This window comes from Mesorhizobium sp. M0938, from assembly GCF_040319125.1.
GTDB lineage: Bacteria > Pseudomonadota > Alphaproteobacteria > Rhizobiales > Rhizobiaceae > Mesorhizobium > Mesorhizobium robiniae.
In genome coordinates this window covers 124939-137762 of the sequence record NZ_JAMYNS010000018.1, presented here as the reverse complement: position 1 = coordinate 137762, position 12824 = coordinate 124939, and the positions used below count along the sequence as shown (strand labels likewise).

Below are 12824 nucleotides of genomic sequence, written 5' to 3'. Positions count from 1 at the left end.
CTAACTGCGCTCGAAAGGACGCCTTAAGAGCGCAGCTTCGCTACCGGGCCATGCTCCCGCAAGGCGGCCCTCGCCGGAGAGGTACCCCGAAAGCACTTCTCTTACGGGAGATGATTGGCTTTGTCGCCGAACCGACTGATGGTGGCGGCGCCGCCGTAGCGATCAGACCCGCCTTGCAGCGCAATGGCTACCCGGGCGCGACCGGGAGATGCGGGCGGGACTGTGGAGCTGCGGAGACGGAGCGGATCGGCATGGAGCCGTGACCGCTTGCGATCTGGCTCTGGAACGAGTTAACGAAGCGCGGACTTCCGATCGTGTCAAGCGCCGCCCTCTCGATGATGCCGGACAAATCGGGCCGCCGCGAGCGGCGGCCTTGCTCAGATCGGACGGACCGGATGGTTTAAGCAGGTCGCATCAAGAGCCACGGCACCTGTGTCGTGCGGGTGCTGCTGTCGGCACGCGACCTTCTCGTCAGCCTAGCAGGCAAAATCGAGAACAGATGCCTGGGCTTCCTTAGGCCTTCGGCGTCATATTCGGCAAGAAGATCGATGCCCAGGTGATCCTACACATGCTCAGGATACAGGCGACGCAGGTCTACCATGATCCGCTGCGAGCCGGCATCAACGACGTGCATGAACTGTCGAAGACACATGAAGCGATCGCCAGGGCCTAGACCGAGATCCAGCACCGCATGCTGACACACTACCAGCCGCTGTATTTTCCCGAGATCGATCGCTTCCGGGGGAACAGCCGCAGCGATCGGTTCTTTGCCTTCCTCCATGCCTTTCCGACCCCAGCAAGCTTCACGGCGCTGACGAAGGAGGAGTTTGTGGCAGCAGCTTGGGATGCCGTCGGCCGCAAGGTCAGCAAGACACAGATTCTGACGATGTTTTCGAGACAGCGCGCCCATCGATCGGATTGCCGCTGCCACTGGATGACTTGATGCGCCTGCCATTCGCATGTTCCAGATGGTCATTGACGAAGCACGCAGCCTGATCCGGCACCGCAATGAGATCGAAGCACAGGCCGACGATCTGCTGCGGCACAGCCAGGATTATCAGCTCCTGCGACAAATCCCGGGCATCGGACCGATCGAGGCATTGACCGTCATTGCCGAAGCCGGCGATCTTCGCCGCTTAGGTCATCATCGCCAGTTTCTAAAGTTTTGCGGGCTGGACCTCTCGACACAGAAGTCCGGTGAGGCCAGACCCGCCTTCCAACCCAGGCACACGACCCATTCAATAGCATTCCTAAGCATACTGACCAGGGCGACCTCGACCCCCCTAATCACAGCGGTGAGCTCGCAGGCGGGGTCGATGAACACTATTGATTGGCCGAGCTTGAGCGGCATCTCTATCACATTGATAGCCTATTAGGCTGGTCCGGCGTTTTATCGGACCCATGATCCATCCGAGCAGCTTGTGAGGGATGCAGCCGAACCAGGCGCTGCTCCCACAGTCTTCGCAGGTCCTCCAGCAGAGCTTCATGCTTAGCCTTATCCGGCGCAATTATATTGAGGTGATCGCTTAACACGGCTTCGCCCTCAATCCGCATCAGCAGATTAAACAGGTCGTTTGAAATTCGCACACTGTCAATGCTGGAGTGGTTCGGAATAATCTCGCAGACAGTCTCCTGATGATCTCGCGCTGTGTAAGCACGGGTTTGATGGAGGGAGACTGAGGGAGGCAATGAAATCGCAAGCGCAGTCCAATCCTGCAGCGTTGCAGCCCGTTTTTTTACCAAGAAGGGCCCGACCACAAGTCCATCCAGCTCTGTCGTCAAAAATGTGGCAATCGCGTCTGCAACCGTATCCACGATCGGTTCAGCATTGTTGTTAAAGGACGTATTGAGCAGAATTGGAGTGCCTGTCCGCTTCTTGAACGCATTGATGACCTCCCAGTAAGCGGGGTTGGCATCGCGCGATACTGTTTGCAGCCGAGCCGTACCGTCGACGTGCGTAATGGCACCCAACAAGGCGCGCTTTGAGTCACGCACGCGAACGACGAAATTCATGAATGGAAATTCGTGCTTACCGTCCGGGAGGTCGAAAAATTCGCTCGCATCCTCTTCCAGCACAGATGGTGCGAAAGGCCTATAGCCTTCGCGCTTCTTGACCATGGCATTGATCCGGTCCTTGTTTGCAGCGGGCCGAGGGTCGGCAAGAATGCTGCGGTTGCCCAGCGCACGTGGCCCAAACTCCGAACGACCCTGCACCCAGCCGATCACGGCGCCGTTGGTGATCCAGTGGGCTGCACTGCTCGCTACGTCATAAGAGCGTTCAACCTCGAGATGTCCGGACCATGCATTCAGTTCCTGTTCCACGGCGCGGTCGCTCCCGAGATCAGGACCCCAATAGACCTCCTGCAGTCGCTCACGCGGCGCGGGGCGGCCCATCTCGTTAGAGACTATCAGCGCAGCTCCCAATGCGCAGCCAGCGTCGTGAGACGCGGGTTGCACGAAGATGTCTTCGAAAAGCCCTGAATACAGCAGCTTGCCGTTCATCGTGCAGTTGTGGGCTACCCCTCCCGCCAGACACAACCGCTTCATGCCGGTGGCCTCACGGTGGTGCCGGAGAATGTGGAACACGATCCGCTCAAGCGCTTCCTGCAGTGACGCACTCACATCTCGATGCTGCTGGGTGAAAGGCATTCCCTTTCGCCTGATCTCGATGTTGCGGAGCAACGCCGGACCGATGCGGTCGAGGTGAACACGGTAGCCACCGTTGGCGGAGAGCTCGTAGAACTGCTCGAAGAGCTCGCGATAGGGAGCGGGGTCGCCATAGGGCGCGAGTCCCATTACCTTATACTCGTCGAACATGCCGTAGCCGAGACAGCGGATCGTCTCGAGATAAAACAGCCCAAGAGAATTGTCCTCCGGGAAAGCCTCGATTTGCGTAATTTCTGTGCCAGACCCTACCGCCACAAGGCCCGACAGGAAATCACCACAGCCATCAATCGCTAGAATGAGACTTTGTTCGAAGCCCGACATTGCAAAGGCGCTCACGGCGTGCGCCTGATGATGACCTACGAATGAAATACGCGAACTGTCCAACTTAGTGCCGAACTCACGCGCTAACAGGTTCTGCACCAACATTTTAGCATCCAACGGAGTGGAGAGAATGTCCGGTTGGGAAGCGGACATACCTTCAAGCATGGCGTTGGCATAGGGCTCGCTGGCGTAGACCGCGACACGATCGATGTCGCTGAGCTGAACCCCGGCCGTCGAGAGACAGTATTGAATCGAACCACTTGGCAGCTTGTTCGAGTGCTTGATTCGATTGAGGCGTTCCTCTTCTATGGCGGCTATCACCTTTCCGTCTCGGACGAGCACCGCGGCGCCATCGTGCATAAAGGCGTTCGGACGCTCGAATCGGTTTTCATGGACTTGGTCAAGTCCGCCGCTGATTCCTAGGCACAGCATTTCTTTCTCCAAATAGTAACGGGAAGCCAAATTGGCTTACCTCGACTGTTTCCAACTAAATAGGCCGTGTTGTCGCCTGCAGCTGCGACCGCCCGTCAGGCATCAGCGGCATCGAAGAAAGCCTCATAAACGATCAATGAGATGCTTCGACTGTGACGCCTACAGTGCCATCACGCCGAGAGCTTGGCTGGATCATCCAATCCTGAGCGGCTGCTGAAATGTATCCGGCGATGTCGTTTTCATCGGCAGAACCAACTTGCGATGCCGCCTGTTCTTGGGAAGGGCGGCCGTCGACGAATAACAGTACCGCCCCCGTGAACTGGCCCGATTTCATTCTCCGAAGCGACCATGGTCGCACCGCCCGACTTTGTCGGCCAGTTGCAACTCACTTTCTCGGCACGACCTCCACTGCACGTCAGGGCGCATCGAAGATTTTCTCCTTTGGATTATTCCTAAGGCAGCTTTCGTCACGCGATAGAGCAGCGTGTGATTGGTGCGTGAGGCTCTTTTTTGTCCATGCACGATTCCGGAAGAGTGATGAAATCGACTGTTTTGATCAAAGTCATCCACGCTATGAATAACAGCCGCAGCACATGCGTTTTCAAAGCGCTTCAGGCTTCCCGGATGGCTACTCCGATGTGAAGCGCATGGCATTCCAAGCGCTCTGTCAACCAAACGACGAGTATCGGCGTCGACCCTCATTGCCTTCGTCTTCGCGACTCCGTGACAGCGGCTGGCATTGTGTTTGTAGGGCATCGGGCGAAGATCATGTCGATCGGCCATCTCGCCTGCCTATCGGCAAACCCTTGAACAATGATCCACGCACCAGCGCGATTGTGATCACGAGCGCCTCTGAGCTCGGGAGGTTCGGTTTTCTGAGGGTTCCTGGGTCTCCGAAGCGATGGAGGTAGCTAGCCTTCCTGGTGCTATACGGTTGTGCTCTTCAATGGAGTGGACGCATTTGCGTCTCGAAAGCGGTTCTTCAGTGGAACCGGCGCCAAGGCCCGTCTGTGGTCGTTCAGAACACGGGGTGCCGTCTCCAAACCGGCTATTGGAGCGGGCAGCCGCCGGAATTTGACCCATGGAAATGAGCGCCTGTCAGGAGGCGTTCGAAAACGGCGCGATCTTCATCGCGGCTGTTTCATGGTGTCATTCCTGACATGTTCTTTATAATCGGCAGCTTGCGGATAGTCTTGCCCGTCGCCGCCCGTAGCGCGTTGGCGACGGCCGGGCCGATCGGCGGCACACCTGGCTCACCAACTCCCGTGGGCGGCTCCTCGGACGGCACAATGTGCACCTCGACTCGCGGCATCTGCTCGATCCTGAGCGGTGTATAGGTATCGTAGTTCTCTTGGTCTACGACACCGCCCTTCAGGGTCAGCTCCTCCTGGAGGATCGCGCCTAGCCCGAATCCGATACCGCCCTCCATCTGAGCGCGAATCTGGTCAGGATTTATCGCGGTGCCGCAATCTACCGCGCAGACGACGCGGTCGACCTTGAAACCATTTTCATCGTTGAGGGTGATCTCCACCACATCGGCGACATAGGTCGAGAGGCTTTCATGCAGGGCCACGCCGCGGAAACGGCCTTCCGGCAGAGGCTTGTCCCAGCCTGCCTTCTCAGCAGCCACTTTAAGCACGGCGGCATGCCGTGGATGGTGACCGAGCATTGACAAGCGGAAGTCGACCGGATCACGGTTCGCAGCGGCGGCGAGCTCATCGATCAGGGTTTCCACCGCGTAAGCGGTGTGGGTGGAGCCTACCGAACGCCACCACAGCACCGGGATGTTCACGTCCGTGGTGGTCAGCTCGACCTTCAGGTTCGGGATCGCATAGGGCAGGTTGGTGGCGCCCTCTACGGAGGTTGGATCGATGCCGTTCTTGATCATCGCCGCAGAGGTCGAACCGCCCAAGACCGATTGGCCCACGATGTGGTCATGGAGAGCGACGACATTGCCTTTCTTGTCGAGCCCCGCCTTGACTGCGTGCACATAGGCCGGCCGGTACCGCCCACCCCGCATGTCATTCTCGCGGGTCCACTGCACCTTCACTGGCTTGCCGCGTCCCAGTGCACGCGCTGTGGAAACAGCTTCGATGATGACATCTGCATCCAAGACCGCGCGGCGGCCGAAACTGCCGCCGGTCTTCATCACGTGCAGCCTCACCTTGTCCGGCGTGGTGCCGCCTACCTGAGCGGCAGCCGCCTGATAAAGGTCGGGCATCTGGTGTCCGCCCCAGACGTCGATGGTGCCGTCTTCGTTGATTCGGGCGGCCGCGTTGAGTGGCTCGATCGAAGCATGGACAAGATAGGGGAATTCGTAGTGCCCCTCGATGATTTTCTCAGCACTGGCGAACGCTGCGGGAGTGTTACCGTCGTCGCGCGCGGTGGCCGCGCCCAGATCGTCTGCTGCCTTGTTGTATTCGGCCATGATCTCGGCCGTGCCGCGCTCTTCGGCCTTCTCCTCGTTCCAGGTCACCTCCACGAGGTCGCGGCCCTTCAGCGCCGTCCAGGTGTCCCTGCCAACCACGGCAATGCCTCGCGGCGTCTGGACGACATCGACAATGCCGTCGAGTGCCTTGGCCTTGGTTGCGTCGAAGCTCTCGATCTCGGCGCCGAACTTCGGCGGATGGATCATAACGGCCGTCTGGAGTCCCTCCATCATGAGGTCGATCGTGTAGGTCTGCGCGCCGTTGGTCTTGCCGGCGGAATCGTAGCGCTTGAGGCTGTCCGATCCGATCTGGGCCCACTTGTCGCGCGGCTTTAGCGGCACGTCGTCGGGAACCGGCATTCCCGCTGCGGCTTCAGCCAGGTCACCGTAGCGCGCCTGCATCCCTGAGGCGTGCGACACGACCCCGGAAGCGACTTTGATCTCGCCGGCTGGCACATCCCACCGCTGCGCCGCGGCCGCCACCAGCAAGGCCCGTGCGGCAGCACCCGCCTTGCGGTAGCGTTCCCACGACGAACTCATCGACGTGGAGCCACCAGTTACCTGTGCGGCCCCGCCCCAGGCGACATTGCCGTAGAGCGCGGTATTGCCATATCCGCCGACCACGTCCACCTGCGCCCAGTCGCCGTCGAGCTCTTCCATAACCAGGGTGGCGATGCCGAAATAGGAGCCTTGTCCCATCTCGAACTGCGAGGAGTAGATGATGATCCGGTTCTCCTTTGTGATCTCGACATAGGTCTGGAAGGGGTTCGCCTGAACCTTTGCAGTAGTCGTTTGTGCGATGTCGGACGCCGCCAGCACTAGCCGGTAGCCCACGGCGAGGCCAGCGGTGGTGACGCCCGCGCCGACGAGGAACCGGCGGCGCGTGGGCCGCACGGAGTTATGCTTCGAGAGAAACTGCGACATGCCTCAAGTCTCCAGCCGGTTGGCGGTCTCGTGGATGGCCGCGCGGATGCGGTGATAGGTGGCGCAGCGGCAGAGATTGCCGCTCATCGCCGAATCAATATCATCGTCCGTCGGCTTAGGCGTTTCTGTAAGGAGGGCCACGGCCGACATGATCTGGCCAGACTGGCAATAGCCGCATTGAGGTACGTCGAACTCGGCCCACACGGCCTGGACCGTTTCGCCTATCTTGCCCGACACACCCTCAATGGTGGTGATCGAGGCTCCTTCGATGTCGCCGACTGCGGTCTGGCACGAGCGCGTCGGCATGCCGTTAACGTGAACCGTGCAAGCGCCGCACTGGGCAAGCCCGCAACCGAATTTCGTTCCCGTGAGTCCGATGACGTCACGGACCGCCCAGAGCAGCGGCATCTCTGGATCGACGTCGAGTGTTCGCGCCTCGCCATTGAGGGTAAAAGCGACCATTGCTTGCTCTCCTTGTCCTGAGCTGGCTATCTCGTTGAGCCTCCGCCCGCCTGGCAACCAGCTCTTGTTGCTGAGGCCTAGCGACCACACCCTAGGAACGCGCAGCTCAAGCAACAAGCCGCTAGGTTGGCGAGTTACGAGATCGTGAAGTGGGTCGTGTCGAAAGGCTGGAGGCAACTGAATGTCATTTTTTGGGCGGACAGGCCGCTTTAGGCTGAGTTACACGAGACTGGACATTCGGGTCGTCGCGAACATCGACCGCTGGTCGGCCGCGTCCGGCAGGGCCCTGATTGGCTACACGAAATGAAATGGGACGACTATCGATGGGGGCCTACCTCGACCCGCAACCTCCACGACTGGACCCTCAGGTTTCCGGCTATCGTCCCGGGCGGTGGCCGAGCTCGGCGCCTCGGACGCGATAATAGACGGTGAGGCGTTCGTCGTTGACCAGAAGGCTTGTCGCGCATTCCCAGTCTTCAGCGGGTTCTTGGCCGCGGCGGGAGACGTCAGGACCATGCTTGCCGGCTTCGACCTGCTCAAGATCGACGGCGAGGGTCTTCGCGATCGGCCACTCGTCGATCGGCGCAAAGCGCTAGTTAACCTGCTGAGACGCCGCCCAAACGGCATCGTTCTGAGCGACGAGATCAGCGGCGGCAGCGACATTCTCGCGCAAGTCTGCCAGTTCGGCCTCGACGGCATCGTCTCCAAGCTGCGTGTCAGTCCATATCGATCCGGCCGGCGCCAAGAATGGGTGAGACAAAATGCGTGCTGAGTGATGAGTTCATCGTCATCGGCTGCGAACCCGGCAACAGTTACGGCGGTCGGGAAGCGTGCTCTGGCGAATGTCGAGGACGGAAATCTGGTGTTCGCCGGCGGCATTGGCACCGGCTTCAATGCGCGCACCGGGCCGGAGTAAAGCGCCGGCTCGATGCCATTCAAATGGACAAACCACCGATTCCTAGTTTGAAGGCGAACGGTGCGGCATGGGCGGAGTGCCCTGCGCAGTCTGTACCTCCGCAGTCGATTGTCGAGTTCGAAGGGGTGTGATTGGCGTCGAGACCGCTCCAGCCATGGCTATCAGCACGCCGAGTGCGTTGTTTTCGATCAGTTCTCGAAATGAGCGGGTAAATACATGCACTTCCTTTCACTTGCCGAACGGGGTTTGCTGTTCACCGGCTGGCATCCGATGGCAAACCTTTCAACGCGGCGGCGATCTGGCGCTTCGCTGCTGGGGGCAGAGGCAGGATGGGACGCGGGGGTTCGGCACTGCAAACGTCGAGCAATTCAGCGAGTGCATGGACGACGCGAAGGCTCGAGAACTCCTTGAAGAGGCTCCAGATCGGGACCAGCGCGGCATTGATCCGTCGCGCTTCGGCCGCATCGCCCTGTTGCGCCGCTGTGACGATCGTCATGCAGACCTCGGGCAGGATGCCCGCAAGGACGCTGTACCATGTGTCGGCGCCGGCGATCATGGCCTCGGCGGCGTTCCAGTCGCCGCTGTAGCCAATCGAGAACCCTTCCGGCAGTGTGCGCCTCTGGGCGGTCAGGTGGTTCTTGATCGCATCGCTTTTGTCTGTCGGATTCTTGATGGCGACAATCCCAGCCACCTTTGCCAGGCGGCTGACAAGGGGTGGACTGAAATGGAAATGCGTCGTTCCTGGATTGTCGTAGACGACGATCGGCAGGCCACTTTCGCGCGCCACAGTGGAGAAATGATCGAACACCTCGTCATCAGTAAGCGGGGTGTAGGAGGCGGCGGCAAGCAAACCCGCAGCTGCTCCAAGGGCCTTGGCGTCTTGCGCGAGCCCCACGGCTTCATCGGTGCGCAGCGCGCCCACACCCACCACGACCGGCATTTGCCCCGCCGTTTGGTCCAAGGTCTCGGAGAGCGCCCGCCGCCGTTGCTCGCGCGACAGATAGATGTATGTGCCGGTGCTGCCGAGAAGACCGATGGAATCGACCTGAGCAATGCCAAGCCGAGCAATCAGCCTGCGCAAGGCAACGCTATCGACGCGGCCGTCACGATTGGTCGGGGTGATGGGGAACGCGGAAAGACCGCTCAGGAATGCCATGGCAAGGCTCCAGATCTATGTGTGAGCGCAGAGGTGGCCGCACGCCAGGTCATTACAAGACGTCCAAAGCCCGCCGCAGATCGGCGATCAGGTCATCAGCGTCTTCAAGCCCCACCGAGAGACGCATGAGATCCTCGCCGACTCCATCGGCCAAATGGGCATCCTTGCGGATCGGCTGCCGAGCACGGGTGAGGCTTGCTGGATGATAGATGAGGCTGTCGGCATCGCCGAGGCTGACGGCGCGAATGATCAGGTTGAGCCGGTCCATCATCCGGCGCGCTCCTTCGTATCCAGCGTGGAGGCCAAAGGCCAACATGCCCGATCCGTTGGACATCTGTTTTCGCGCCGTCACCTGATCAGGGTGCGAGTCGAGGAACGGATAACTCACAAATGCCACCGCCGGGTGCGCTTCCAGCGCCCGAGCCACCGCAAGGGCTGTGGCGCTGTGCCGTTCCATACGCAGCGTCAGCGTCTTGAGACCGCGCAGGATTAGGAAAGCTGACAGGGGCGAGAGCGCTGCGCCGGTGATGTAGCGCAGGCCCGTTTCATGCAGCGTACGGAGCGTTTGGGCGTCGCCGAGAAGCGCCCCGCCAAGGGCATCGCCATGACCATTGATGTACTTGGTCATCGAATGGAGCACGATGTCCGCCCCGTGCTCAAGCGGTCGCTGGAGCGCGGGCGAGGCGAAGGTGCTGTCGACTGCAACCCTTACACCGCGCGCGTGAGCGCGCTCTGCAATTGCCGCTATGTCGAGGATGCGGCTCAGCGGATTCACCGGCGTCTCGAAGAAAACCAGCCGCGTCCGCTCGGTGATCGCAGCATCGAGATTGTGGGGATTTGACAGATCGACCGCGACGACCTTGATGCCGAAGCGGGGGACCGCCTGTTCGACCATGGCAAGCGTGTTCGCATAAAGCGTCTTGTGGACGATGAGTTCATCGCCCTGGGACAGGAGCGACAGGATCAGAGTGCCGAAGGCCGCCATCCCCGAGGCAACAACCAGCCCCGCCTCGGCTCCTTCCAGATTGGCGAGCCGCTGCTCGAGGATCTCGGTCGTGGGATTGTATTCGCGCGCATAGAGCCGTCCACCAAGGGCGGCGGCGGCATCGTTTGCTGCCACGCTTTCGAACCCATAGGTTGACGTCAGGAACACTGGCGGCTGGACGGCATTGGAAAAGCCGGCCGGATCGTAGCCATGATGGATCGCCCGGGTGGCAAATCCGGGGCTGGTGCGGTTGAGCGACCCCGTGGGAGCATCGGTTTCGGATTGATGGGAGCTGGTCATTCGGCCTCTGCGATCTCTCTTGGGGTTCCGAAAGATTGACGGCAACCTGGCCAATGTGAAATATCCAGTTGGCGATGAAAGAGATGGTCCAGTCTTCAAGTGCCGGGTCTGCAGCGCGCTCGCACGCGATGGGTGCACGCCAGATATACGAAGCCCTTCGCGAGCAAATCCTCGGCGGCGTCTACGAAACCGGCAGTCAGTTGCCATCCTCCCGGGCCCTGGCAAATGACCTCGGCGTTTCGCGAACCACGGTGACGGTCGCCTATGAACAACTGGCTGCGGAGGGTTTCATCGAAGTCCGTCAAGGCGCACGACCTCGCGTTGCGTCTTCGTTGATGGGCCATGGGACGGGGCGCACTCACGCGCAACGGGTCGGCCCAATCCACCTGTCCGCATATGGCGAGCGGCTGCGCGCGACGTCACCCTGGCCAGATTATCTGCCGACTGGGCTGAAGGTCGAGTTCCGCTATGGCGACCTCGCGCCGTCGGATTTCCCTTCATTGGTCTGGAAACGCGCGATGAACGAGGCGATGGGGCAGCGCCCGCTGCGTCTTGCCTATGACGATCCTCGCGGCTCGCGCCGGCTTCGCCAGGCGCTTCAGGGCTATCTCTGGCGCGCCCGGACCCTGAGCTGCGACCTCGACCAGATCATAGTTGTGAACGGTTCGCAGCAGGGCCTTGATCTGTGCGCGCGCCTGCTTCTCGATCCCGCCGACCGTTTCGTCATCGAGGATCCGTGCTACAGGATGGCGCGTCAGGTCTTTGCCAGTACGGGTGCCTCACCCATCCCGGTCATCGTCGACGAAGACGGGATGAGGACCGAGTTGCTGGCGGGGATCGGAGCACGACTGGCTTATGTGACGCCATCGCATCAGTTTCCGCTGGGCGGCGTCATGCCGATCGCGCGCCGCCATCAGCTTCTGAAATGGGCGCGGCACAACAATGCCTATGTGATCGAGGACGACTACGACAGCGAATATCGCTACGACATCAATCCGGTCCCTCCGCTGCACAGTCTCGAGGACCACGGGGCTGTCATCTACCTCGGCACGATCTCCAAAACGCTCTCGCCGATGCTGCGCATCGGCTACCTCGTCGTCCCGCCCGAATTGCAGGAGGTCTTCGCAACCGCCAAACAATTCGCAGACCGGCATTCGCCGGTCGCTGAACAGGAAGCGCTGGCATCGTTGATCGAGAGCGGCGGCTACGAAAGCCATGTGCGCCGTGTGCGCAGGCTGAACGGCGAGCGTCGGGAAACGTTGTTGGGTGCCTTGCAGCACAGCTTCGGGGATCGCATCACTGTCCAGGGAGCAGATGCGGGACTGCACGTCGCGGTTTGGTTCAATGACCTGCCACGATCGCGGGAAACGGCCTTGGTCGAATCCGCCCGCGACGCTGGCCTGGGGCTACACCTGATCTCGCCGCTCTACGAACGGCCATCGGACGAAGGCCGCACCGATCGCGTGGGACTTGTCATGGGCTATGCCGCCTTGAGCATTCGGCAGATCGGGAAGGGCGTTGAGGTCCTGCGAGAGGTTGTCAAGCAGGTGCAAGACGCGATGCCGGCGCGGAACAACTGAGCCGGGGCGACGCCGAAAGCTGGCGCTGAAAACGGTCCGAGGGCCCCCGTATTTCTTTCCAAACAGCCAACTGGACCGGGAAAATGCCATGCAACTGGCGCTGTTGATCAGGCCAGTTTTGCAGCAGGTTTCCACGAGACGAATTTCCGAGAGCGATGATGACCTGGCGAGGAAAGCTGCTTCACGTCCATATCGCGCCCGCTGCCTCCTATGAAATGGAGGAGCTGGCGCAGGCGCAGCTTATTGCCGGCCAAGGCATTGTCGGAGACCGCTACTACCTGGGGACGGGGACCTATTCCGCGCGTCCTGACGTTCGCGAAGTGACGCTGATCGAAGCTGAAGTCTTGGACGCCATCGCGCAGGGCGAACCCAGAATTCCGGGCTTCAAGGCCAAGCTCGCACCCGAAGATCACCGGCGCAATCTGACGACACGAGGCGTTCCGCTTAGCCATCTTGTCGGCAAACGCTTCCGGGTCGGGGAAACGATTCTCAGGGCCGCCCGGATGAATGTGCCGTGCAAGTATATCGAGGAGTTGCTCGGGCTTCCGGGTCTCTACGAGGGGCTTCTGAACCGCTCCGGCCTGAACTGCACAATCGAGGTCGGGGGCGTGATCCGCCCCGGTGATCTGATCTTGCCCATCGACGAGTGAAAC

At 60.6% G+C, this 12824-nt stretch carries 9 protein-coding genes and 1 pseudogene; 5 read left to right on the top strand and 5 right to left on the bottom strand.

The features are described 5' to 3' along the window. Positions 1–547: 547 nt before the first annotated feature. Positions 548–1208 (top strand): annotated as a pseudogene (locus NKH73_RS26520) (transposase); the annotation flags it as partial. A 148-nt stretch (positions 1209–1356) separates the two neighbouring features. Here NKH73_RS26520 and NKH73_RS26515 read toward each other — a convergent pair. The 3 genes from NKH73_RS26515 to NKH73_RS26505 all read right to left on the bottom strand — a co-directional run bounded on the left by NKH73_RS26515 (position 1357) and on the right by NKH73_RS26505 (position 7234). Continuing rightward, the gene (locus NKH73_RS26515) at positions 1357–3420 is read right to left on the bottom strand and encodes a carbamoyltransferase family protein (RefSeq protein ID WP_352937351.1); all 2064 of its coding nucleotides are present in this window, start codon (positions 3418–3420) and stop codon (positions 1357–1359) included. Between the two features lie 1141 nt (positions 3421–4561). After that, positions 4562–6772 (bottom strand): xanthine dehydrogenase family protein molybdopterin-binding subunit, encoded by a 2211-nt coding sequence (locus NKH73_RS26510; RefSeq protein WP_023776439.1) that lies wholly within the window; start codon positions 6770–6772, stop codon positions 4562–4564. Positions 6773–6775: 3 nt separating this feature from the next. Next, the gene (locus tag NKH73_RS26505) at positions 6776–7234 is read right to left on the bottom strand and encodes a (2Fe-2S)-binding protein (RefSeq protein ID WP_023689394.1); all 459 of its coding nucleotides are present in this window, start codon (positions 7232–7234) and stop codon (positions 6776–6778) included. 391 nt (positions 7235–7625) lie between these two features. Between NKH73_RS26505 and NKH73_RS26500 the strand changes: the two genes are divergently transcribed. Both NKH73_RS26500 and NKH73_RS26495 read left to right on the top strand, forming a co-directional pair. Then, entirely contained in the window at positions 7626–8006 is a 381-nt protein-coding gene (locus tag NKH73_RS26500) for an ATP-dependent DNA ligase (RefSeq protein ID WP_023689393.1), read from the top strand. Positions 8007–8009: 3 nt separating this feature from the next. After that, positions 8010–8150 (top strand): hypothetical protein, encoded by a 141-nt coding sequence (locus tag NKH73_RS26495; RefSeq protein WP_023689392.1) that lies wholly within the window; start codon positions 8010–8012, stop codon positions 8148–8150. A 253-nt stretch (positions 8151–8403) separates the two neighbouring features. Here the strand turns inward: NKH73_RS26495 and NKH73_RS26490 are convergent, their stop codons facing one another. Next, positions 8404–9306: a dihydrodipicolinate synthase family protein gene (locus tag NKH73_RS26490; RefSeq protein ID WP_352937343.1), complete on the bottom strand. Its 903-nt coding sequence runs from the start codon at positions 9304–9306 to the stop codon at positions 8404–8406. A gap of 52 nt (positions 9307–9358) precedes the next feature. Continuing rightward, positions 9359–10591 (bottom strand): trans-sulfuration enzyme family protein, encoded by a 1233-nt coding sequence (locus tag NKH73_RS26485; protein ID WP_023806678.1) that lies wholly within the window; start codon positions 10589–10591, stop codon positions 9359–9361. Between the two features lie 74 nt (positions 10592–10665). Between NKH73_RS26485 and pdxR the strand changes: the two genes are divergently transcribed. Together pdxR and NKH73_RS26475 are read left to right on the top strand one after the other, a co-directional pair. Further along, positions 10666–12171, top strand: a complete 1506-nt coding sequence (pdxR, locus tag NKH73_RS26480) for a MocR-like pyridoxine biosynthesis transcription factor PdxR (protein ID WP_023697829.1) — start codon at positions 10666–10668, stop codon at positions 12169–12171. Between the two features lie 158 nt (positions 12172–12329). Next, a complete protein-coding gene (locus NKH73_RS26475) occupies positions 12330–12821 on the top strand; it encodes an MOSC domain-containing protein (protein ID WP_023758446.1) in 492 nt (163 codons plus the stop codon). Positions 12822–12824 lie beyond the last annotated feature (3 nt).